Genomic DNA, 21,680 nt, shown 5'->3' with positions numbered 1-21,680 from the left:
GGGCTAACACACATCAAGATTTGCGAACCGGGCGCTTCCAGCCGGACACGCTGCGCTGTTCCGAACGCGACAAGGTCAGCTGATCATCCGGTGCATTGCGCACCAGGGTCGTACCCGCGCCAATCGTTGCGCCACGGCCTACCGTCACCGGAGCCACCAGCTGCGTATCCGAGCCGATGAAGGCATCGTCACCAATCACGGTGCGGAACTTGTTCACGCCATCGTAATTGCAGGTGATGGTGCCTGCGCCAATGTTCACACGCTGCCCCACATCGGCATCACCGATATAGGCCAGGTGATTGGCTTTGGAACCTTCACCCAGCTGGGTGTTCTTGATTTCCACAAAGTTGCCCACGTGGGTGTGATTGGCCAGAACAGCACCAGGGCGCAGACGGGCGTAAGGGCCGATACGGGCTTCTTCGCCAACCTGGGCTTGTTGCAGATGGCTGAAAGCTTCGATTTGCGTACCGGCACCAATCGTCACGTCACGCAGCACGCTATGCGGGCCGACACGCACGCCGTCTTGCAACACAACCTTGCCTTCAAACACGCAACCCACATCAATGAACACATCACGGCCACACTCCAGTGTGCCGCGCAGATCAAAGCGGGCCGGGTCGGCCAAGGTCACGCCTTTTTCCAACAGACGGCGAGCCTGTTCTGCTTGCCACAGACGCTCCAGCTCGGCCTGTTGAATGCGGCTGTTCACACCCAGGGTTTCCCAACCAGCAGCTGGCTGAGCAGCTTGCACGGGCACGACATCGGCAACCGCCAAGGCAATGATGTCGGTCAGGTAGTACTCGCCCTGAGCGTTGTCGTTGGTGATGCGGGTCAGCCAATCTTTCAGGCGCGCCGTCGGGGCTACCAGAATGCCGGTGTTCACTTCCTTCACGGCACGCTCGGCTTCGCTGGCATCCTTGTGCTCGACAATGCGCTGTACGGTGCCATCTGCACCGCGAATGATGCGGCCGTAGCCGGTAGAGTCTGCCAGTGTTTCGGTCAGCACGGCCACGCCTTGGCCACGCGCTTGCAGCAAGCGGCGCAAGGTGTCAGCCTGGACCAAAGGAACGTCGCCATACAGAACCAGCGTGGCGTCATCTTCCTGGTCGCCACCGACCAGTTCAGGCACGGCCTGTTGCACTGCATGGCCCGTACCATGCTGAGGTTGCTGCAAGGCAAAGGCCAGCTCGGCCTGTGCGAAGGTTTGCTGAACGCGCTCGGCGCCATGACCCACCACGACCACAACTTTTTCCGGCTCCAGTTCACGTGCGCTGTCGAGCACGTGGGCCAGCATGGATTTGCCGGCGATAGGATGCAGTACTTTGGGCAGGTCAGACTGCATACGCTTGCCCATGCCTGCTGCCAGAATCACGATATTAAGCATAAAAATTTACCTACAAGGTTGGTCGATCAGTTCTTTTTGGTACTGCTTTTGGTGCTGCGCGTGGCGGTTTTTTTAGCCGCCGTTTTGGTGGCCGCCTTGGCCGCAGTTTTAGTGGCGGCTTTCGCTGCCGTTTTTACCGGCTTGGCTGCTGCCGGAGCACTGGTCTTGGCCGACGTCTGGGCATTGGCAGCTGCCGGTTTGGAGGGTTTGGCCGACGAGCCTGCCGCTTTAGCCTTGCTCGCCTGCTGACGATAATTTTCCACCTGCTGCATTGATGCGGCTGTGGCGGTCGCCATGGCATCAAACTGCTGTTGCAGCATGTTCCACCACGCTTGTGCAGCGGGATTGCCTGCACCGGCGTCCTGCTGGGCACCGGGCTGTTTATCTTTTGGGGCGTCCTGCGTGGCAGCCGCTTCGGGCTGTGGTGCAGCTTGTTGAGGCTGTGTCGAAGCATGTTGAGATGCCGTTTGCGATGCCGCTTCCGGCTTGTTGGCCCCAGACTTGGAATCTGAGGCAGCCGCGCTATCCGCCGCTGCCGCCATGGGATTGAAAGCCATAAAGGCTTCAAAGGGATTTTTCCCGCCCGCAGCCTGCGTACCTTGCTGTGCCATGGTTTTGATGGCCGCCAAGGTGGAGCGCTGAATCTCCAGACCCTGGATAGTCGTGCTCAGCATGGACAGGTTCAGCTGCAACCAGCTTTCCACGGCACGCAAGTCACGAATACGACGATCCAGATCATCGGGGGACAAGCTGGGCATCATGCCCGAGCTCAAATCGCCCGCCCCGCCGCTGGCCATGTTTTTCCAGGCCTGCGCCATCATGTCCATGCTGCGCAGCAAGGGATTGTTGCCGCCGCCCAAGGCATTGAAATCAGGTATACCAAAAGGATTCGGGTTCATGCGTAGCTCCCATCGGGTTGATGCCTGCCCGGTGATTCCCAGGTTCAGGCCAACTGTTCCAGATGCTGCTTGATGCTGTCGATCAGCACCACTTGCGCTTCCAGGGTGAACAAATCTGCTTCTATCATTTGCCAGGCTTCATCCAGCGTCAATAAGCGAAACTCACTAACCTCGCCGTCCATATTGCAGGGCCGTACATCGTCGGCCAGCACGCAATCGCTAACCAGGGCGTTCTCCACCTGATAGCCTTCCGGCAGGCGACGGTGCATGCGCAAGGACACACGTAAGGGGGTGCAATTGTCCAGCACGGACTCGGCCAACCCCGCTTCTTCATAACTTTCGCGTATGAGAGAGGTATGCAGCGATTCACCACTGACCGCCAATCCACCGACCAGCGTGTCCCACATATTCGGGTCTGTTGACTTGGTGGGTGAACGACGTGCGGCCCAGATACGGCCGTCTGTGGACCAGCCATTCAAATGCACGGCTTGCGTCAAAAAGCCCAAGGGCCGTACCGCACCGCGTTCAATGCGCGACAGGCACTGCCCTTCTCCGACCACGTCCAGCAACTCGTCACGCCAGGCCCGAATGCAACCGCCTTCCTGCAAACGCAAGGCGACCTGATCCAGGACCTGAGCCAAGCTCAATTCCTGGCTGGGGCAATCGCTCAGACGCAAGACATCTTCTTCAATCGAGACCCCTGGCAAAGGCTCGATACAACGAGCGGCCTTGGGGGTGATCCATCCGGCAACGCGCCCATCAACAGTGACAGGGCGGCTGCCCGGTGGGGGCAATTGTTGCAGCTGACTGGTCAAGCTGGCCATGCGCTGACGCAGGGCCTGAGTAAGTGATCGGTTCTGGAACAAAGTCATAGTCGGCGATTGTAATTCAAGCCTTGCCCCATTACGGCTTTTGTAGCGTTTAGTCCAACCTTGTCTTCTAGGGACATACCCTGCCCTTGAAGGCTAAAACAAGTTCTATATAATTTCCGTGAACAGATAAGCTACTAAAAACTTCGAGCGGACCAGCACTTAGATGCGACAAGCCCGCCACTGCAACACAGCAGTTTCTTCCAGCGTTGGATTTTTCGGAGCGTTGACGCAGCCGAACCCCGGTTTGGCATGGCAACACCAAAAGAGGGACAACAATGAAGATGTGGAGAAGTTTATTTGCTCTGACCGCCTGTTCGACGGCAGGGCCAAGCCTGGCTCAGATCACCCACATGGAGGGTGGTCCCCGTGTCAATCAGCTCAATTTGCATAACGGGGTTACCCCCATCGCCCAGGACATTGCCTGGCTGCATTGGATGATGCTGATCATCTGTACCATCATCTTTATTGGCGTGTTCGGCGTGATGTTCTATTCCATCATCCGGCACCGCAAGTCCAAGGGCGCGATTGCCGCCCGCTTTCACGAACACCTGGGTGTGGAAGTGGCCTGGACCATCATCCCTTTCCTGATCGTGATCGGCATGGCACTGCCCGCCACCAAAACCGTGGTGGCTATGAAGGACACCAGCAGCGCCGACCTGACCGTCAAGGTCACTGGCTATCAGTGGAAATGGGGCTACGAGTATCTGGACGGTCCGGCCACGGGTGTGAAATACCTGTCCAACCTGTCCACCCCGCGCGCCCAGATTGAAGGCCGCGAACCCATTGGCCCGAACTATCTGATGGAAGTGGACAAGCCACTGGTCGTGCCGGTTAATAAAAAAGTGCGCGTCATGCTGACGGCCGAGGACGTCATCCACTCCTGGATGGTGCCCGAGTTTGGCGTCAAGCAAGATGCCATCCCTGGCTTTTTGCGCGATACCTGGTTCCGTGCGGACAAGGTCGGCACCTACCGCGGTCAATGCGCCGAGCTGTGTGGCAAGGACCACGCCTATATGCCCATCGTGGTGCAAGTGATGGCGCAAGAAGACTACGACAAGTGGGCCCAGGAGCAGAACGACTTGATGACTGCCCAGGCCGACGATCCCAATAAAGAGTGGACCAAGGACGAGTTGACCGAGCGCGGCAAACAGATCTTTGCGCAGAACTGCGTGGCTTGCCACCAGGCCAACGGCAAGGGCATGCCCGGCACCTTCCCCGCTCTGGATGGCGATACGAAATTTGTGCTCGCCCCCAAGAAAGGCCAGATCGACACGGTGTTGAATGGTCACCCTGGCACCGCAATGGCCGCCTTCCGCAATCAACTGACCGATGTACAGATTGCTGCGGTCATTACCTACACACGCAATGCCTGGGGCAACGCTGGCAAAGGGCCTGACCCTGTCGTGATGCCCGCCGACGTCAAGGAACAGCGCTAATTTTGCGCGCGCCGCCTATCACACTATCAATCTATCCCTGACTACGGCCAGGGGGAGTGCAGCAAGGAGTCAAGCATGAGTAGCGTCACCGTCGACCATGTAGCGAACCCGAGCGGACATGATGATCACCATCATGCCCATGCCACCCCTAGCGGCTGGCGTCGCTGGTTGTTCGCCACCAATCACAAAGATATCGGGACCATGTACCTGATCTTCTCCTTTGTGATGTTGCTGGAGGGCGGCGTGCTGGCCTTGCTGCTGCGTACCGAACTGTTCCAGCCGGGCCTGCAGTTTTTCCGGCCCGAGCTGTTCAACCAGTTCACCACCATGCACGGCCTGATCATGATTTTCGGCGCGATCATGCCGGCTTTTGTGGGCTTTGCCAACTGGATGATTCCGCTGCAAATTGGCGCATCGGACATGGCTTTTGCCCGCATGAACAACTTCAGCTTCTGGCTGCTGCCCGTAGGCGCGATTCTGTTTACCGCGTCCTTCTTTGTGCCGGGAGGCGCGCCTGCCGGTGGCTGGACCATGTACGCCCCGCTGTCCTTGCAAATGGGACCAGGCATGGACTTCACGATTTTCGCGGTCCACATTCTGGGCGCGTCCTCCATCATGGGGGCCATCAATATTGTGGTGACGGTATTGAACATGCGCGCGCCTGGCATGACGCTGATGAAAATGCCGCTGTTTTGCTGGACCTGGCTGATTACCGCTTATCTGCTGATTGCCGTGATGCCCGTGCTGGCCGCTGCCGTGACCATGCTGCTGACGGACCGTCACTTCGGTACACACTTCTTTAACGCCGCCGGTGGTGGTGACCCGGTTCTGTACCAACACATCTTCTGGTTCTTCGGTCACCCCGAGGTCTACATCATGATCTTGCCGGCCTTTGGCATTGTCTCTGCCATCGTGCCTGCCTTCTCGCGCAAAGCCCTGTTTGGCTATGCCTCCATGGTGTACGCCACCGCCGCCATCGCGATTCTGTCCTTCCTGGTGTGGGCCCACCACATGTTCTCCACCGGGATGCCGGTAACCGGGCAGCTGTATTTCATGTATGCCACCATGCTGATCTCCATTCCGACCGGGGTGAAAATCTTCAACTGGGTAGCCACCATGTGGCGCGGTTCGCTGTCCTTTGAAACGCCCATGCTGTTTTCCATCGGCTTTATCTTCGTGTTCACGATTGGCGGTTTTACCGGCCTGATCCTGGCCGTGGCCCCGATTGATATTGCGGTACACGACACCTATTACGTGGTGGCCCACTTCCACTATGTGCTGGTGGCCGGATCGCTCTTTGCCCTGTTTGGCGGTGCCTACTACTGGCTGCCCAAGTGGACCGGTCGCATGTACAACGAGCGTCTGGGCAAGATCCACTTCTGGTCCACCATGATCTCGTTCAACGTGACCTTCTTCCCCATGCACTTTCTGGGTCTGGCGGGCATGCCACGTCGTTATGTGGACTACGCTGGCCAGTTCACGGACTTCCACCAGATTGCCACCATTGGCGCCTTCTGGTTCGGCCTGTCGCAACTGCTGCTGATCTACATCGTGATCCAGGCCGCACGCGGCAAGGGCGAAGTGGCCAGCGCCAAACCCTGGGAAGGTGCCGAAGGTCTGGAGTGGACTGTTCCATCGCCCGCACCACACCACACCTTTGAAGTACCCCCTGTCGTCAAGTAACACTGGAGGAACGCCGTATGACCCCCGAACAACGCCGTCGCAACCGCCGTCTGGGATTGCTCCTGGCCGTGTTCGTCATTGCCGTCATGGCCTGGACCTTTCTAAAAGGCAGTCAATTTTTAGGACAGTGATATGGATGACGATTTTCGGGACCTCACACGGCGCAAGCTCAGTTTTTTCCAGACATTGAAAGCCATTGCCTGGGGTTTTTTTGGAGTCCGTCGTGGTCGTGACCATGAGCAGGACATTGCCAAGATCAATCCGGTCTATCTGATTATTGCCGCCTTGATCGCCACGGTTGTTTTCGTTGTGGGCCTGATTATGGTGGCCCGCTGGTTCATTGGTCAGGCCAGCTGAACCCTGGCCGGATACTGCGCCCCAGGGCACATGACCCGAAGGAGAACACTATGCATGTCGAGACTACGGCTCACCCGTCCAAGGCGCCGTATTACTACGTCCCCGGCTTATCGGGGCACCCGGTACGCGCCAGCCTTTCCCTGTGCCTGACGCTGTTGGGTGCGGCTACCTGGATCAATAACTGGCCGGGCGGTTTCTGGGTGTTCCTGGTCGGGATTCTCAGCTTCTTGCTGGTGCTGTTCTTCTGGTTCAGCGATGCCGTGCGCGAGTCTGAAACGGGTCTGAACAGCACGCGTGTCGATATCTCCTATCGCTGGAGCATGTCCTGGTTCATCTTTTCCGAAGTCATGTTTTTTGCGGCCTTTTTCGGGGCACTTTGGTATACCCGTGAAATTGCCACGCCGCTGTTAAGCGACCTGGATCACCGCGCCCTGCTCTGGCCCGACTTCACCGGCACCTGGCCGAATCAAGGCCCGGCGGGCACTGTTGCTCCTTTCCAGACCGTAGGCCCGCTGTGGCTACCTACGATCAATACGGCCTTGCTGCTGACCTCGGGCGTCACCCTGACCATTGCTCACCACGCGCTGCGAGCCAGCAAGCGTAGTAGCGCGATTTTCTGGCTGTTCATGACGGTTGCGCTGGGCTTTGCCTTCGTGGCCTGCCAGGCTTACGAATACATGCACGCCTACGCCGAGCTGAACCTGAAGTTCACTTCCGGTGCTTACGGGGCCTTGTTCTACATGTTGACGGGCTTTCACGGTTTTCACGTGATTATCGGTGCCACCATGCTGACGGTGATGCTGATACGGCTGATGCGCGGGCACTTTACCGCCGAGCACCACTTTGGTTTTGAAGGGGCTGCCTGGTACTGGCACTTTGTGGACGTGGTGTGGCTGGGCTTGTATCTGTACGTGTACTGGTTCTAGCGATTCATGCTCCAGGCCCGTGTCTTCGGGCCTGGATTTTTCCTTCAAGCCAAAGGCACGCCAGTGCTTTCAATCCAACCCAGATGATGGGCCAGCAACACAAACAGGAACAGGGCCACGGACAAGCCCACTCGCCAGGTCAGCGCATAGGCCATGCGATTGGAATTACCCCGGTCCCGCATCAAATACACCAGGGCCGAACCCAGCGAAACAATAATCCCCAGAAACACGATCAGGACTAGCACACGCATTACGTATCCCCCGCTTCAGGTTGAATTGATGTCCAGCAACAATCCTCGTTCTTCTTCGACTCGATCCCTGCTTGCCCTGGTTTGTCTGGGTTTGCTGATGCTGCTGTTCATTAGCCTGGGGCGCTGGCAACTGAGCCGCGCCCAGGAACGTCAAAGCCTGGCACAACAAATAGAACAAGGCCGCCAGCAAGCTCCCCTTCATATTGATTCCCAGGCCAGCCTGGATAAAGGTGCCTTGTGGCAGTCTGTCGCGGTGCACGGCTCCTGGCGCAGTGAGTTAACTGTACTCCTGGATAATCGCAATTTCAAAGGTAAGCCGGGCTACTGGATTGCCACCCCTTTTGTGCTGGATGAGGGCGATTTGGCGGGCTCCAGCCTGCTCGTACTACGTGGTTGGTTGGCTCGCGTACCGGGGCAAACCCCTAGTGTTCCGGCTGCACCATCCGGCCACCAAACCATTTCCGGCGAGTTGATGGAACGCGTGCCACGTCTATTTGAGCTGGGCAGCAGCCCCTTGCCTGCACACTTGCCCGACCCGTCTGGCACGCCCCCCGTCGTGCAGAACCTGGCCCTGGAAGATCTGCGCAGCCGAATTGATCTGCCTGTGCTGCCGCGCGTGCTGGCCCAGACGGCTCCCGCTTCGGAGCTGCAAACCAATTGGCCCGACCCGAATATCGACTTTGAAAAGAACCGTGGCTACGCACTGCAATGGTTCGGTTTTGCCCTGATTGCCCTGTGTGCCTGGATCGGTGTAGCGTGGAAATGGCTGCGACGCTCCAGGCTCAACTCTGCCCCTACAAGGAAAACCTGACGTGGACACGACTCAACCCCCTACCCGCCCGCGTTCCATGACTCCGCTGTATCTGCTGCTGGCGATCAGTCTGGCGCCGGTACTGTTTGCACTGGCTGCCTACTACATGCCATCACTGGGACTGCGGCCAGACGAGAGCAATGCCTACGGCCAGTTGATTCAGCCTCAACGCAGCGTGCCTGCACCTGCCGCACTTCCCCTTCGCAATCTGCAAGGCGAAGCTTTTGATCTGCAATCACTGCGAGGTCGCTGGGTACTGGTCAGCGCCGATGAAAGCGCCTGCCCCGAAAGCTGCGTGCGCAAGCTGTTCATTCTGCGCAACTCCCACGCCAGCCAAGGCAAGAACGTGGAACGCCTGGCACGCGTCTGGTTTGTGACTGACCAGGGCCAGCCTTCAGAGCAAGTTCTGGAGGCCTATCAAGGCACCCATATGCTGCGTGCGGACCCGCGTCAGCTGGTCGAATTCCTGGCCCCTGAAGCCGCTGGCAAGGCCCCTGAACAAGCTGTCAAAAATGGCATGTGGATCATCGACCCCAATGGCAATTTGATGATGCTGTTCCCCGACGATGCCGACCCGCTCAAGGTTCGCACCGATATACGCAAACTGCTGAACAATTCACGCATCGGATAAGTTTATGGCCGATATACGCCAACGCTACCGCAAGCTGGTTTACCTGACCTGGTTCCTGACCCTGGACCTGATCATGTTCGGCGCGTTTGTGCGTCTGACAGATTCGGGCCTGGGTTGCCCGGACTGGCCCGGTTGCTATGGCAAGCTCACGCCGCTGGGTGCGGGCGCACATATCGAACAAGCCTATCAAGCCATGCCCTATGGCCCGGTCAGCTGGGGCAAGGCCTGGATTGAAATGATCCACCGCTACGTGGGCGCGGCTTTGGGCATGCTGATCATTGCCATTGTCTGGATGGCATGGCGGCATCGCCATACGCTGGGGCATTCGGCCAGGCTGGCGGCTTTCACCTTACTGGCTGTGTGCGTGCAAGGGGCCTTTGGTGCCTGGACCGTCACTCACAAGCTGATGCCCATTATCGTCACCACCCACTTGCTGGGTGGCATGAGCGTACTGGCCTTGATGACCTGGCTGGCCGTGCGCGAAAACCCAGGACCGCCAGTCTCACCTGTAACCCGCCGTTGGCGACCCTGGCTGATCGGGGCCTTTATCCTGCTGACGATTCAGATTGGTCTGGGCGGCTGGGTCAGCACCAACTACGCGGCGCTGGCCTGCATGGACTTCCCGCAATGCCACGGTCAATGGATACCGGAGATGGATCTGCACGGCGGGTTCTCGCTGTTCCGCGCGTTGGGCGAGCTGCCTTCAGGTGAGATGATTTCCCAGGCTGCACTGACCGCCATCCATTGGGTCCATCGCAATATGGCCTTTCTGGTGTTTCTGGTTCTGGGTTCCGTTGCGTGGAAATTACGCGCCGATCCCATCTTGCGTCGCCCCGCGACTTTGGTGCTTTTGCTGCTGCTGGCCCAGCTCATCACGGGGTTAACCACGATCTTTTTCCAATGGCCTCTTTTGATTGCCGTCCTGCATAATGGGGGAGCTGCCGGTCTCGTTTTATGCTGCGTCACCCTGTTGGTACGGCTTTCCCGCAAGTCGACTGTCCCCCAAGGAATACAGTATGACAAACACCGCTACCCTGGCTCCCGCCTCGCTCCTGCGCCAGTATCTGGTACTGACTAAACCCAGAGTCACCCAGCTGGCTGTTTTCTGTGCCGTTATCGGCATGTTTCTGGCTGCTCCCGGCCTGCCCGATCCGGGCACCGTGGTCGCGGGTACGCTGGGCATATGGATGCTGGCGGCTGCCGCCTTTGCCATCAACTGCCTGATCGAAAGCCAGATTGATGCCCGCATGTTGCGCACCGCTCGACGCGGTACGGCACGCGGCACCATTACCCCGCCGCAAGTGCTGGCCATGTCCGGTTTGTTGGGCGGCATGGGCATGCTGGTGCTGTATTACTGGGTGAACCCGCTGACCATGTGGCTGACCTTGGCCACCTTCATTGGTTATGCGGTGATCTACACCGTGATTCTCAAGCCCCTGACCCCACAAAACATCGTGATCGGCGGTTTGTCCGGTGCCATGCCACCTGCTTTGGGCTGGGCCGCCATTGCCAACGCCGTACCGGCTGAGGCCTGGCTGCTGGTGCTGATCATCTTCATCTGGACGCCGCCGCACTTCTGGGCCCTGGCGCTCTACCGTCAACACGACTACCAGCGCTCCGGCCTGCCCATGCTACCCGTCACCCACGGCAAGACCTTTACGACGCTGCATGTGCTGCTCTACAGCTACATCCTGATGGCTTCCAGCCTGCTGCCCTTCATCATCCGCATGAGCGGGCCGTTGTACCTGGCTGCGGCGATCTTGCTGGGTGCACGCTTCATTCAATACGCCCACCAACTGCACCGCAACTACAGCGATGAGCTGTCTCGCAAGCTGTTCCGCTTTTCCATTATTTATCTGGCGGTCTTGTTTGGGGCATTGCTGCTGGATCACTGGGTGCGCTTGATCTGATCACGCCCAATAAAAAAGCGAGCCATGATCGGCTCGCTTTTTTTATGCCTGTCCCTCGGTGGGCTGCGCCTGTCGTACCCAGTCCGGGGGTAAAGGCGGGCCTACAAAACTTTCTGCCTCGCTCAAGGCATGAGCCAAACCAAACAGCGGTGGCAGTTCCTCATGTTGGCGTTGGCCGGACTCGAACTCCTGCCACACTTGATACGCGCGCTGGCGTTGGCGCACAACGGCTTCAATCTTTTCACTGAAGCTGGGATCTTTGCCACGCAAGGTATCGAAATCACGCTCAGTCAGCATCAGCAAGCGGCTATAGCCCAGGGAGCGCACTTCACCAACGTGGTCGCTATGTTCCACGACATTGACTTCACCAATCGTTTGCCCTGTCCCCAGTTCCACCAGGCTACCATCAGGCAAAGTCAGTTCCAGCGCCCCGGACGCCACAAAGAACATGACACGCATGCCACCATAACGCAGATGAATTTTCTGGTCTGGCAGCGCCAGACGTGGGCGTAAACGTCGCGCCAGCTCCTTCTTGGCTTGCTCGGAAATGCCATCGAACATGGGCACCTGGGCAATCAGTTCCATGGCGCTCATGGTCATGTCCAGAGTGGGACGCTCGTCCAGATAACGCCAGCGTTGTGTGATCTGCTTGACCAGATCAGCGTACATCTCGCTGGTAATCAGAGAGTGGGACAACATGGTGCGGTAGTGGGCACGTTCTTGCGAAGCGGCGACGCGCGCCAAATAGGACTCTTGCAGCCACTGCGCGAACACCGGGTATTGCAGTGTCAGCGAGTGCAAGGCATCTTCCAGTTGAGACAGACGCAACTTGTGAGCCTGCACAATCGTGCCCGTAGCCTGTTGTCCCAGTAAAGGAGCCAGCTCGGTTTCGGCAAAACGTATCAGACGCTGGGCCACCGAGCGCTTGGCGATCAGGTTCGAGAAACGCTTGTCCAGTTCCCGCACCAGCCAGCCTTGCAGGCCAAACAGATAGTGCAAGCGCAAAGCAGACCGGAAACCTCGGGAATAGCGCAAATCATTGGCAATGGCGGCCTCGAAACCGGCCAAGCCAGCCAGACGCACCGTATCATTCATGCGTTCGGCGCGGCTCAACAAGGACTCGGCGGTCTTCCAATCCACAATCTGCGATTTCAGCAGTTCGTAAAACAGCTCCACCTCGCGGGCCGACAGAATCGCCATCCCCATTTTTACTTTCTGTGCTTCGGTCAGGCTTTGGATCTGGCCGGATGCCACACCGGCCTGGCTGGCATCGAACACCGTACACAGGCGCTCGATGACCTGTGGCTTGATCTGCTCTTGCCGACCCAGTTCTTCGGTCTTGTCGCGCAGCTCTTCCAAGGCCAGACTCACCGCCTGATCGCGCAAGTGGCGCTCCAGCGGGGTCAGCTGATTCAGGCCTAAACGACGAATCAAGGGGCGTAAACTGATCCCGTTCACAAACAGGGTCAGCAACACAAAGCCCGTGGTGGCCACACCAATGAACTGGCGCACATCATGCGGAATGGCGTGCTGTTCCGTAACCGCCAGGGCCAGTGCCAGGGAAACAGCGCCACGCAGGCCGCCCCACAGAATCACCACCCGATAGGGGCGACTGACTCGGGTGCCAAAGCGGGTGCGCCCCAGCAAGGGCAGAACGGCAAACACCATAACGGCCCGTGCCAGCAAGGTCACCACAAACAGCAAGGCCACCAGGCCGATCTGCATCCAGGTGATTTCAGCCATCAGGCGTGGAATCAGCATGGCGGCAAACAGGAAGATCAGGGAGTTGGCCAGAAAACCCATCTGAGTCCAGGAACTGCTCAAAAGCTCGAAGGTCGCAGGCGACATGCGGGTGCGGCCTGTCGAGCCCACCACCAGGCCGGAAATGACCGTGGCGACCACACCGGATACGCCCAGATAGTGCTCGGACACAAAAAAGGCCAGGTACGCCAAGGCAATGGTCAGCGTGACTTCAGCAGCCGGCCAACCGCGCAAGAGCACAAACAGGCCGCTGGCCAGACGCCCCATCAAGAAACCCGCGACACCACCGCCCAGAAAACTGAACAGGAAGCTGCCCAACACCTTGCTGCCACTTAATTCCCCACCCCCCGTCAAGACTGCCAACAGCACGGAGTACAAGGCAATGGAAGCCGCATCGTTAAACAGAGCCTCGCCTTCCACCAAGGTAGACAAGCGTTTGGGTGCGCCCACTTCACGGAAAATGCCCACCACGGCCACAGGGTCTGTCGTGGCCACAATCGCGCCCAACATTAAACAGACCACCAGACCATAAGACGAAGCCGCGTTCAAGGCGTAGCCAACGGCAAAGGTACAGACCACTACAGCCACGATGGCCATCATCAAGATGGCGCCGATATCGTCGAGCAGGCGGCGCAAGTTCATGGCCAGCGAAGTCTCGAACAGCAGGATGGGCAGGAAAGCGTAGAGAAAGGTCTCGGAGGAGATGTCAAAGGCCTGCAAGGTATCCAGGAAGTCAGACACCATCTTGGGCGCCCAGGCATGCAGGTGTAGCAAAATGCCCAGCGCAAAGCCGATCAAGGCCAGAAGTACGGAGTACGGCAGTCGCAAGCGTCCAGCCAAAGGCGGCATAAAGGCAACCAGCCCCAGCAGGCCTGCCAACCCAAAAACAAACTGCCCAATCTGCATCGCGACATCCTTTGTCATCGGCATTGAGTCGATCGGCATGTACATACGCATTCAGGCATGGGCAGGCCAGATCGGCACGGAAAATCCCCCCGCTTTCCGCATGAATCAGAATAGCGCCTTTTTCCGGACACACAGCCGCCGAATTATCTTTTTCTCGCAAAATTTACGTTTTTTGGCCTATGGACCCGCATTCAGAAACACAAATGGACGGTGATACGGCGGCAAGCCAAAATCTGCGCCAGCGCAAGTTCACGTCTGACATAACTCGTTATACTTTCGCATCATGAATTTCCCGCGCACCTTCCTCGCTGCGACTCACTGGCCCCATCGTCTGGGCCTGTGCTTGTTATTGCTGGCTGTGGTGCTGCGCGGCATGGTCCCTGCGGGCTATATGCCCAAGCAGACAGATCAGGGGTATGCGCTGGCCTTCTGTCTGCCTTCAGGACAAAGCCTTCCCCCTGAAATGATTCAGCACTGGGCGGCCTTGTTAGGCGAGGACGCCACGTCCCATTCGGACGAGGCCACCACCAGCGCCACCTGTCCGTTCTGCGTCATGCTGCAAGCCGCATTGACGCCCGCGCCGATTGCTATCGTCACGCCTTTGAGCCTGGGCCAGTTCCGGCCCTTGCTGCTTCCCCCTCTTAGCCCCGCTCTGGCGCAGGCCTTTATTCGTGGCCCGCCAGTGGGGCAACGCGCCCCGCCCTCTCTTCTTCCTGTCTGATTCCCCGCGTTCGGCTCTGCCGCCACGCCTTTTCTCCTTTGTTGCTATCGCCCAAGCGGGTTTGCCGCTGGACGACGGCTGCTCTTCGGAATTTAGTCATGAAGAAATTAATAAACCCCGGCCTGATCAGCGCCGGTGTGCTGGCCTGCGTGCCCTCTATGGCCCTGGCCCAATCCACCGTTATTGAACAACTCAGCCCTATCGTAGTGACCGGAGTGGCTCCTGAGTCCCCCTTGCAGTTCAGCACCAACCCCAAACTGCCCCGCCTGCCCTTGCCTGCCAGCGACGGCACGGATTACTTGAAAACCATTCCTGGCTTTGCGGCCATTCGTAATGGCGGCAGCAACGGAGACCCGGTACTGCGCGGCATGTTTGGCTCGCGTCTGAATGTGCTGACCAATGGCAGCTCCATGCCCGGTGCCTGCCCGTCACGCATGGATGCGCCGACCTCCTACATTTCGCCCCAATCCTTTGATGAACTGACCATCATCAAGGGCCCTCAAAGCGTGCGCTGGGGCCCGGGTGCTTCTGCCGGGACGGTACGCTTCGAACGCAAAGCGCCCGGCTTTACCGAGAACGACGCCACGCTGGACGCCAGTATTCTGGGCGGTTCGGCTGGCCGTCACGCAGGCAATGTGGACTTTGCGGCTGGCAATGCCTCTTACTATGCCCGCCTGACTGCCAATCAAGATCGCGCTCAGGACTACAAGGACGGGGATGGTGAACGTGTGCCCTCGCGCTGGAAAAAGTGGAATACAGACGTCGCCATTGGCCTGACCCCGGATGCCGATACCTTGCTGGAGTTAAGCGCAGGTACGGGTGACGGCTATGCCCGCTACGCCGGTCGTGGCATGGATGGCACGAAATTCAAGCGTGAAACCTTGGGTCTGCGTTTCAAGAAGGATATGCACGAAGGCGTGCTGCGCAATGTAGAGGCCCAGCTCTACTACAACTACGCCGATCACGTGATGGACAACTACGGGCTGCGCACCTTCAAACCGGGAGGAGGCATGTCCATGCCTATGGCCTCCAATGTGGACCGCCTGACCTGGGGTGGCCGTCTAAGCATGGACTGGGCCTTGAGTGAGGACCTGACCTTGACCACGGGTGCTGATTTGATGCGCAGCCGCCATCGCAAACGCAGCGGTATGGGCATGCAGGACTACCGCGATCAGGACTGGGTGAAAGATGCCGAGTTTGACAATATTGGCCTGTTCACCGAAGCCCGTTGGGATCTGAACGACGCCAGCCGTTTGATTGGTGGCGCACGTCTGGATTGGGCCAGTGCCCGCGACCTGCGACCCAGCCTGGGCAGTGGCATGATGAGCAAGCCCAACCCCGGTGCGAACGAGCGCCGTAGAGAAACCCTGCCCAGTGCCTTCCTGCGTATCGAGCATGATCTGGATTCCCTGCCCTTGAGCCTGTACGCCGGTATTGGCCATGTCCAACGCATGCCGGACTACTGGGAACTGATTTCCCCGGCCAGCGGCCCGCAAGGTAGCGCCAGTGCCTTCCTGGGCATTCAGCCTGAAAAGACCACACAGCTGGATTTTGGTGCTCAGTACAAGGATGAAACGGTCTCGGCCTGGGCTTCCGCCTATATTGGCCAGATCCAGGATTACATCCTGTTCGACTACCTGCCCGGTGGCATGATGGGCATGAAAACCCAGGCCAGAAACGTCAAGGCCCGCATCATGGGCGGCGAATTGGGTACGGACTGGAAAGCGACGCCCAACTGGACCTTGGGCGGCAGCCTGGCCTATGCCTGGGGCCGTAACAGTACGGATGGCCGAGCACTGCCGCAAATGCCCCCGCTGGATCTGCGTTTGACAGCGGATTATGTGCAAGGCCCCTGGTCTGCCGGCGGTGTCTGGCGCATTGTGGCCAAGCAAAATCGCTACTCGCAGGGACAAGGGAATGTGGTGGGTTACGACTTCGGGCCTACGGGTGGTTTCAGTACCTTGTCGCTGTATGGCGGCTACAAGATCAACCGCAATCTGTCCCTGACAGCCGGTGTGGATAATGTGTTCGACAAAACTTACGGCGAGCACCTGAATCTGGCCGGGAACAGTGGTTTTGGTTTTGGCGCAGCAAGCCGCTTTAATGACCCTGGCCGCACCGTCTGGCTGCGTGCCGCTCTGACCTTCTAACCGTTTTTGCCTGCCGGGTCGGTCTGGCTCGGCCAGCAAAATAGCTGAAAAATCAGGGCAAAAAAAAAGGGACACCTAGCTGGTGTCCCGTAAACATCCGCTTCAAAAGGGAGGGGAAGAGGAGAAGCCGAAGCGGATGCGCAAATGCCGAATTGCATAGGTGGCAAAAATCAGCAAATGTATTGTTTAGTCCGCGAAGATCAGCTTAAGTTCTTCGGATTCCCCGAAAAGTTGTAACTCTTTAAAACGACTTAAGCCGCAGGCGCCAAGGCGACGCGCAGCTTCTTGAACGCCGCCACTTCGATCTGACGGATACGCTCTGCCGACACGCCGAATTCGGCGGCCAGATCGTGCAAGGTGGCACCGCCATCGTCCTGCAACCAGCGGGCGCGCACAATGCGCTGCGAACGCTCGTCCAGCGTGTCGATCGCTTCTTCCAGGCCGCTGCCTTCCAGCATGTCCTGGGCACGACGCTCCAGCACGCGTGTGGGTTCCTCGTGTCCTTCATCGGACAGGTAGGAGATAGGCGCGAAATTGTCATCGTCGTCGTTGGCCGGGGCTTCCAGGGCCATATCGTGACCGGACAGACGCACTTCCATCTCGCTGACGTCCTGAGGACGCACATCGAGTTCACGTGCAATCGCGTCTACCTGGGCCGTATCCAGCGTTTGTCCGTCCGGACGCATGCGGCGCAGATTGAAAAACAGTTTGCGTTGGGCCTTGGTAGTGGCCACTTTCACCATGCGCCAGTTGCGCACGACATATTCGTGGATCTCGGCCTTGATCCAGTGCACGGCAAAGGACACCAGACGTACACCGCGATCGGGGTCAAAGCGCTTGACGGCCTTCATCAGGCCCACGTTACCTTCCTGAATCAGGTCGGCATGCGGCAAGCCGTAACCCAGGTACTGGCGGGCAATGGAGACCACCAGACGCAGGTGCGACAAAATCAGTTCACGCGCAGCATCCAGGTCATCCTGGTCGCGCAGGCGCTGACCCAGCTCGGTTTCGCGTTCGGCGCTGAGCATGGGCAGGCGGTTAACAGCAGAAATATACGCTTCGATCGTCCCCAGTGCGCCTGGATTAGACACGGCGGCGACGAGTTCATTACCAGACGTCAGGGCCAAAGCGTTCGCTTGTTGTGTCATGGAAAATCCTTCAAAAGTCAGCCGGCGAGAGCACTAAACAAGGCTCTCAAACCGCAGAAAACGTATTTCAACAATCATTGAGTTTAGCACTCGATGGTCTGGAGTGCTAAAAATTTCGAGTACAGGAATAAGAGCGTCGCAGCAAGAAAAAGTTCACTACTGGAGGGAAAACTGCGGCAAATCGGTGGGCAGGACGCCACAAACAGGCCAAAAACCGTGGCTGCCTGAGAGTAACGCCTTCATGCCCACCTGAAAATAACAAAGTGCGACCTTGTTTATCCAGCGATCACAGTCGCTCGGCGTGGAAATTCAGATGGTCCTGAATGAAGGTCGAGATGAAGTAGTAGCCGTGGTCATAGCCGTCGTGACGGCGCAGGGTCAAAGGCTGTTTGGCCTGCTCGCATGCCTGCTCGAATACTTCCGGATACAGTTGTTCGGCCAGAAAGCCATCGCTCAAGCCTTGGTCCACCAGGATACCGGCGGGATACGGCGTACTGGTCTTGGCCATCAGGGCACTGGCGTCGTGTTGTTCCCAAGCCTGGCGATCCTGACCCAAATAGGCACCAAAGGCCTTTTCGCCCCAAGGGCAGCGGGTCGGCGCAGCAATAGGCGCAAAGGCCGACACGGAGCGGTACTTGCCAGGGTGGCGCAAAGCCAGCGTCAAGGCACCGTGCCCGCCCATGGAGTGACCAAAGATACCGACACGGCGGGCGTCGCCGGGCAGGATAGTCGTGACCAGATCAAACAGCTCCTGGGTCACATAGCTTTCCATGCGGTAATTCTTGCTCCAGCCGGGCTCAGTGGCATCCAGATAGAAACCGGCACCGGTTCCCAGATCCCAGCCATCGTCCTCCCCGTCCACACCAGCGCCACGCGGGCTGGTATCGGGAGTGACCAGCATGATGCCGTGCTCGGCAGCGTAGCGCTGGGCGCCGGCCTTGATCATGAAGGTTTCTTCCGTGCAGGTCAGCCCTGCCAGAAAAAACAGCACAGGCACACGGCCTTGCCCGATAGCCTCTGCCAGGCTGGCAGCCCCTTTCTGAGCGCTGGCCTGTAGTTGTGGCGGCATGTACACAGAAAACCGCATGGGCAGGCCGATTGTCTGCGAAGCGTGTTGGTAGTAGCGCTGCCAACCATTAAAACAGCGGTGTTCGTTGAGCAGTTCCAGTGTCTGAGTCATAGCCCCCTCTTGTTCTCAATAGCAAATCCGGCCCAAGATCAGTCAAGATTCCCGCAGGCTCTTCACTGGCTCTGGACCGGGATAAAGGACACAGGCTGATGCCTGCGCCCTCTTAGCAATGTCGATTAGTACATCACCACCGAACGGATGGATTTACCGGCATTCATCAGGTCAAAGCCTTCGTTGATGCGCTCCAGCGGCAAGGTGTGGGTGATCAGATCATCGATATTGATCTTGCCATCCATGTACCAGTCCACAATCGTAGGTACGTCGGTACGGCCACGAGCGCCACCAAAGGCAGAGCCCTTCCATTCGCGGCCTGTGACCAGCTGGAACGGACGGGTGGAGATTTCGGCACCGGCTTCGGCCACACCAATAATGATGGACTGGCCCCAACCGCGGTGGCAGCACTCCAGTGCCTGACGCATCACCTTGGTGTTGCCGATACATTCGAAGGAGTAATCCGCACCGCCGTCAGTCAGTTGAATAATGTGGTCGACCACGTTTTCAACCTCGTTAGGGTTCACGAAATCGGTCATGCCAAACTGGCGAGCCATGGCTTCGCGCTCGGGGTTGATGTCCACACCGATGATCTTGCCAGCACCAACCATCTTGGCGCCCTGGATCACGTTCAGGCCAATACCGCCCAAACCAAACACCACCACGTTAGCGCCCGCTTCCACCTTGGCGGTGAACAGCACAGCGCCCAAGCCTGTGGTCACGCCACAGCCGATGTAGCACACCTTGTCGAAAGGCGCGTCGCTACGAATCTTGGCCAAGGCAATTTCCGGCACCACGATATGGTTGGCGAAGGTCGATGTGCCCATGTAGTGGTGCACTGGCTTGCCGCCAATGGAGAAACGCGAGGTGCCATCGGGCATCAGGCCCTTGCCCTGAGTCGAACGGATCGCGGTACACAGGTTGGTCTTGCGCGACAGGCAGGATTTGCACTGGCGGCACTCGGGCGTGTACAGAGGGATCACGTGATCGCCGGGACGCAGGCTAGTCACGCCAGCACCTACATCCAGCACCACGCCTGCACCTTCATGGCCCAGAATCGCTGGGAACAAACCTTCTGGATCAGCACCCGACAAGGTGTAGTAATCGGTATGGCAAATGCCCGTCGCCTTGATTTCGACCAGCACTTCGCCCGCTTTGGGACCTGCCAGATCGACCTCTTCAATCGTTAGCGGAGCGCCCGCTTTCCAGGCAACAGCTGCACGTGTTTTCATGTGGTCCACCCTCCGGGTAAAAGTAATTATGGTTACGGCAAACTCGGTCCTTCGGGACCAAACTCTTAAAGTATAGAGAGTATTTTATAAGGCGCTGCCCGGCTGGCGGCACCTTGTATGGGTAAAGACCCGTACAAATTGCCTGGCAGGCATCAATACAAGGACGCTTTACCCGTCAGCAGCACGCCCAGGCGCAACATGCCATAAGCCAGATAATCGCCCAGTCGACTGAACAAACCCAGCCGCTGATACTGCTCCGGGTAGACGCGCGCTGCATTGTGCTCGATCTCGTACTCCAGCTTGGCCTGCAGGTCCTGGGTGAAAGGCACATCCTGAATCAGCACATTAGCCTCTCGCGCCAACAGCAGGCTGAACGGGTCCAGATTGGACGAGCCCACCATGGAATAATCGTCGATAACGGCGACTTTAGCGTGTAAATAGCTGGCCTTGTACTCGTACAGCTCGATGCCATGATCGAGCAACTTCCCGTACATGAATCTACAGGCCCGATATTGCAGGAAGTATTCGGCATGGCCTTGCAGCAACAAACGCACCCGCACGCCTCGTTCCGCCGTCTGTTCGATACGACGACGCAAGGTACGGCCCGGAAAGAAATAGGCATTGGCCAGCACCACCTGCTCCTGCGCTTTGCCGAGCAAGTGCAGATACGCCTGCTCAATCTGCTGCCGATGGCGCACATTGTCCCGCAGCAGCAAGCAGGCCCGTACTCCTTCAAAAACCTGCCCGGCCTGCTCCGCCTTCTTACGCGCCTGACGCCGCTTGCGCCATTCACGCCACAAGGTAAAACGCTGGGTGAAGCTGTCCCAATCCTTGCGTCTGCGCCAGGCCATGCGCAGCCATAGAGCCTGCTGAGCACGCACCATATCGTCGACAATGGGCCCTTCGCAGCGTACAGCAAAATCAAAGCGCGGCCTGCCCTGTCCATTGATCAGGGGCACTTCATCAAAGTCGTCCAGAATATTGATGCCACCCACAAAGCCAATGCGCTCATCGACCACCAGCATTTTCCGGTGCAGTCTGCGCAAACGTCGCAAGGACAAGCGCGGTTCGCGCCATCCTTGGGGTTTGGGGCGATAAATCCGGTAACGGGCACGCATGGCCTTCAACTGTTCGGCAATCTGCAAGGCATGCACATCACTGCCAAAGCCATCAATCACCACACGTACGCGTACACCCCGCTCACAGGCTCGTCGCAAGGCGTCCAGAACGCTGTGACCGCTGTCATCCAGGTTGAAGATATAGGTTTCCAGATGCAGACGCTTTTTCGCCTGATCGATAGCTTCGCAAATGGCCGGAAAGAACTCCTGGCCGTTTTGCAGCAAGGTAATTTGATTACCTTCGTGCCATAGTGGATCGCGCTTCAGACTCGGCATGCTTGCTAGGCCTATGCGTTAAGAAACC

At 58.2% G+C, this 21,680-nt stretch carries 20 protein-coding genes; 11 read left to right on the top strand and 9 right to left on the bottom strand.

Translation table 11 applies throughout. From position 1 onward, the window contains the following. Nucleotides 1-13: 13 nt before the first annotated feature. Genes glmU through ACLPGZ_RS00160 form a run of 3 tightly spaced genes read right to left on the bottom strand, consistent with a single transcriptional unit; the run spans nucleotide 14 to nucleotide 3,155 of the window. Entirely contained in the window at nucleotides 14-1,384 is a 1,371-nt protein-coding gene (gene glmU, locus ACLPGZ_RS00170; protein WP_429640903.1) for a bifunctional UDP-N-acetylglucosamine diphosphorylase/glucosamine-1-phosphate N-acetyltransferase GlmU, read from the bottom strand. A 26-nt stretch (nucleotides 1,385-1,410) separates the two neighbouring features. Next, nucleotides 1,411-2,283 carry a PhaM family polyhydroxyalkanoate granule multifunctional regulatory protein gene (locus tag ACLPGZ_RS00165; protein WP_035269732.1) on the bottom strand — a complete coding sequence of 291 codons (873 nt, stop codon included), beginning with the start codon at nucleotides 2,281-2,283 and terminating at the stop codon, nucleotides 1,411-1,413. A gap of 44 nt (nucleotides 2,284-2,327) precedes the next feature. Beyond that, the gene (locus tag ACLPGZ_RS00160; RefSeq protein ID WP_009457498.1) at nucleotides 2,328-3,155 is read right to left on the bottom strand and encodes an NUDIX hydrolase; all 828 of its coding nucleotides are present in this window, start codon (nucleotides 3,153-3,155) and stop codon (nucleotides 2,328-2,330) included. Between the two features lie 275 nt (nucleotides 3,156-3,430). Here ACLPGZ_RS00160 and coxB point away from each other — a divergent pair, with 275 nt between their 5' ends. The 5 genes from coxB (at nucleotide 3,431) to ACLPGZ_RS00135 (ending at nucleotide 7,557) form a co-directional block, all read left to right on the top strand. Continuing rightward, the gene (gene coxB, locus ACLPGZ_RS00155; RefSeq protein ID WP_026483582.1) at nucleotides 3,431-4,591 is read left to right on the top strand and encodes a cytochrome c oxidase subunit II; all 1,161 of its coding nucleotides are present in this window, start codon (nucleotides 3,431-3,433) and stop codon (nucleotides 4,589-4,591) included. Nucleotides 4,592-4,666: 75 nt separating this feature from the next. Beyond that, a complete protein-coding gene (gene ctaD, locus ACLPGZ_RS00150; RefSeq protein WP_009457496.1) occupies nucleotides 4,667-6,274 on the top strand; it encodes a cytochrome c oxidase subunit I in 1,608 nt (535 codons plus the stop codon). Between the two features lie 17 nt (nucleotides 6,275-6,291). Continuing rightward, complete coding sequence (locus ACLPGZ_RS00145; RefSeq protein ID WP_009457495.1) at nucleotides 6,292-6,405, top strand: cytochrome oxidase small assembly protein; 114 nt, start codon at nucleotides 6,292-6,294, stop codon at nucleotides 6,403-6,405. A 1-nt stretch (nucleotide 6,406) separates the two neighbouring features. Then, entirely contained in the window at nucleotides 6,407-6,631 is a 225-nt protein-coding gene (locus ACLPGZ_RS00140) for a DUF2970 domain-containing protein (protein WP_003805158.1), read from the top strand. A 50-nt stretch (nucleotides 6,632-6,681) separates the two neighbouring features. Next, nucleotides 6,682-7,557: a cytochrome c oxidase subunit 3 gene (locus ACLPGZ_RS00135; protein ID WP_009457487.1), complete on the top strand. Its 876-nt coding sequence runs from the start codon at nucleotides 6,682-6,684 to the stop codon at nucleotides 7,555-7,557. A gap of 44 nt (nucleotides 7,558-7,601) precedes the next feature. Here the strand turns inward: ACLPGZ_RS00135 and ACLPGZ_RS00130 are convergent, their stop codons facing one another. Further along, complete coding sequence (locus ACLPGZ_RS00130) at nucleotides 7,602-7,808, bottom strand: twin transmembrane helix small protein (protein ID WP_026483580.1); 207 nt, start codon at nucleotides 7,806-7,808, stop codon at nucleotides 7,602-7,604. A 28-nt stretch (nucleotides 7,809-7,836) separates the two neighbouring features. Here ACLPGZ_RS00130 and ACLPGZ_RS00125 point away from each other — a divergent pair, with 28 nt between their 5' ends. The 4 genes from ACLPGZ_RS00125 to cyoE are packed head-to-tail and all read left to right on the top strand — an operon-like array spanning nucleotide 7,837 to nucleotide 11,160. Further along, nucleotides 7,837-8,619: an SURF1 family protein gene (locus tag ACLPGZ_RS00125; protein WP_060185483.1), complete on the top strand. Its 783-nt coding sequence runs from the start codon at nucleotides 7,837-7,839 to the stop codon at nucleotides 8,617-8,619. A 1-nt stretch (nucleotide 8,620) separates the two neighbouring features. Further along, a complete protein-coding gene (locus tag ACLPGZ_RS00120; RefSeq protein ID WP_115634565.1) occupies nucleotides 8,621-9,250 on the top strand; it encodes an SCO family protein in 630 nt (209 codons plus the stop codon). A 4-nt stretch (nucleotides 9,251-9,254) separates the two neighbouring features. Then, nucleotides 9,255-10,328 carry a COX15/CtaA family protein gene (locus ACLPGZ_RS00115; protein WP_022983661.1) on the top strand — a complete coding sequence of 358 codons (1,074 nt, stop codon included), beginning with the start codon at nucleotides 9,255-9,257 and terminating at the stop codon, nucleotides 10,326-10,328. Then, nucleotides 10,267-11,160 carry a heme o synthase gene (gene cyoE / locus ACLPGZ_RS00110; protein WP_022983662.1) on the top strand — a complete coding sequence of 298 codons (894 nt, stop codon included), beginning with the start codon at nucleotides 10,267-10,269 and terminating at the stop codon, nucleotides 11,158-11,160. The genes ACLPGZ_RS00115 and cyoE overlap by 62 nt, the downstream gene beginning before the upstream one ends. A 42-nt stretch (nucleotides 11,161-11,202) precedes the next feature. On the opposite strand, the gene ACLPGZ_RS00105 is transcribed toward cyoE, so the two are convergent. Beyond that, nucleotides 11,203-13,827, bottom strand: a complete 2,625-nt coding sequence (locus tag ACLPGZ_RS00105; RefSeq protein ID WP_060185485.1) for a cation:proton antiporter — start codon at nucleotides 13,825-13,827, stop codon at nucleotides 11,203-11,205. 283 nt (nucleotides 13,828-14,110) lie between these two features. On the opposite strand from ACLPGZ_RS00105, the gene ACLPGZ_RS00100 reads away from it, so the two are divergent. Next, complete coding sequence (locus ACLPGZ_RS00100) at nucleotides 14,111-14,548, top strand: DUF2946 family protein (RefSeq protein WP_115634566.1); 438 nt, start codon at nucleotides 14,111-14,113, stop codon at nucleotides 14,546-14,548. A gap of 98 nt (nucleotides 14,549-14,646) precedes the next feature. Continuing rightward, nucleotides 14,647-16,698, top strand: coding sequence for a TonB-dependent copper receptor (locus tag ACLPGZ_RS00095; RefSeq protein WP_115634567.1), 2,052 nt, complete (start codon nucleotides 14,647-14,649; stop codon nucleotides 16,696-16,698). 251 nt (nucleotides 16,699-16,949) lie between these two features. On the opposite strand, the gene rpoH is transcribed toward ACLPGZ_RS00095, so the two are convergent. From rpoH to clsB, 4 genes are all read right to left on the bottom strand, one after another. Then, complete coding sequence (rpoH, locus tag ACLPGZ_RS00090; protein ID WP_009457472.1) at nucleotides 16,950-17,846, bottom strand: RNA polymerase sigma factor RpoH; 897 nt, start codon at nucleotides 17,844-17,846, stop codon at nucleotides 16,950-16,952. 286 nt (nucleotides 17,847-18,132) lie between these two features. Continuing rightward, entirely contained in the window at nucleotides 18,133-19,026 is an 894-nt protein-coding gene (gene fghA, locus ACLPGZ_RS00085; RefSeq protein ID WP_035269721.1) for an S-formylglutathione hydrolase, read from the bottom strand. 125 nt (nucleotides 19,027-19,151) lie between these two features. Next, the gene (locus tag ACLPGZ_RS00080; protein ID WP_026483572.1) at nucleotides 19,152-20,258 is read right to left on the bottom strand and encodes an S-(hydroxymethyl)glutathione dehydrogenase/class III alcohol dehydrogenase; all 1,107 of its coding nucleotides are present in this window, start codon (nucleotides 20,256-20,258) and stop codon (nucleotides 19,152-19,154) included. 152 nt (nucleotides 20,259-20,410) lie between these two features. After that, entirely contained in the window at nucleotides 20,411-21,652 is a 1,242-nt protein-coding gene (gene clsB / locus ACLPGZ_RS00075) for a cardiolipin synthase ClsB (RefSeq protein ID WP_239054866.1), read from the bottom strand. Nucleotides 21,653-21,680: the final 28 nt, after the last annotated feature.

It is taken from the genome of Alcaligenes sp. Me129 (genome assembly GCF_050487245.1).
GTDB classification, from domain to species: Bacteria; Pseudomonadota; Gammaproteobacteria; order Burkholderiales; family Burkholderiaceae_B; genus Alcaligenes; species Alcaligenes phenolicus.
This window is presented reverse-complemented; position numbering and strand designations above follow the sequence as displayed.

Excerpts from the sequence above, each read along its gene's own strand:
- ACLPGZ_RS00140 (WP_003805158.1), top strand. The coding sequence starts at position 6,407 with ATGGATGACGATTTTCGGGACCTCACACGGCGCAAGCTCAGTTTTTTC.
- ACLPGZ_RS00160 (WP_009457498.1), bottom strand. The coding sequence starts at position 3,155 with ATGACTTTGTTCCAGAACCGATCACTTACTCAGGCCCTGCGTCAGCGC.
- glmU (WP_429640903.1), bottom strand. The coding sequence starts at position 1,384 with ATGCTTAATATCGTGATTCTGGCAGCAGGCATGGGCAAGCGTATGCAG.
- cyoE (WP_022983662.1), top strand. The coding sequence starts at position 10,267 with ATGACAAACACCGCTACCCTGGCTCCCGCCTCGCTCCTGCGCCAGTAT.
- ACLPGZ_RS00145 (WP_009457495.1), top strand. The coding sequence starts at position 6,292 with ATGACCCCCGAACAACGCCGTCGCAACCGCCGTCTGGGATTGCTCCTG.
- coxB (WP_026483582.1), top strand. The coding sequence starts at position 3,431 with ATGAAGATGTGGAGAAGTTTATTTGCTCTGACCGCCTGTTCGACGGCA.
- rpoH (WP_009457472.1), bottom strand. The coding sequence starts at position 17,846 with ATGACACAACAAGCGAACGCTTTGGCCCTGACGTCTGGTAATGAACTC.
- ACLPGZ_RS00125 (WP_060185483.1), top strand. The coding sequence starts at position 7,837 with ATGTCCAGCAACAATCCTCGTTCTTCTTCGACTCGATCCCTGCTTGCC.
- ACLPGZ_RS00130 (WP_026483580.1), bottom strand. The coding sequence starts at position 7,808 with ATGCGTGTGCTAGTCCTGATCGTGTTTCTGGGGATTATTGTTTCGCTG.
- ctaD (WP_009457496.1), top strand. The coding sequence starts at position 4,667 with ATGAGTAGCGTCACCGTCGACCATGTAGCGAACCCGAGCGGACATGAT.
- ACLPGZ_RS00095 (WP_115634567.1), top strand. The coding sequence starts at position 14,647 with ATGAAGAAATTAATAAACCCCGGCCTGATCAGCGCCGGTGTGCTGGCC.
- ACLPGZ_RS00165 (WP_035269732.1), bottom strand. The coding sequence starts at position 2,283 with ATGAACCCGAATCCTTTTGGTATACCTGATTTCAATGCCTTGGGCGGC.
- fghA (WP_035269721.1), bottom strand. The coding sequence starts at position 19,026 with ATGACTCAGACACTGGAACTGCTCAACGAACACCGCTGTTTTAATGGT.
- ACLPGZ_RS00080 (WP_026483572.1), bottom strand. The coding sequence starts at position 20,258 with ATGAAAACACGTGCAGCTGTTGCCTGGAAAGCGGGCGCTCCGCTAACG.
- clsB (WP_239054866.1), bottom strand. The coding sequence starts at position 21,652 with ATGCCGAGTCTGAAGCGCGATCCACTATGGCACGAAGGTAATCAAATT.
- ACLPGZ_RS00100 (WP_115634566.1), top strand. The coding sequence starts at position 14,111 with ATGAATTTCCCGCGCACCTTCCTCGCTGCGACTCACTGGCCCCATCGT.
- ACLPGZ_RS00105 (WP_060185485.1), bottom strand. The coding sequence starts at position 13,827 with ATGCAGATTGGGCAGTTTGTTTTTGGGTTGGCAGGCCTGCTGGGGCTG.
- ACLPGZ_RS00135 (WP_009457487.1), top strand. The coding sequence starts at position 6,682 with ATGCATGTCGAGACTACGGCTCACCCGTCCAAGGCGCCGTATTACTAC.
- ACLPGZ_RS00115 (WP_022983661.1), top strand. The coding sequence starts at position 9,255 with ATGGCCGATATACGCCAACGCTACCGCAAGCTGGTTTACCTGACCTGG.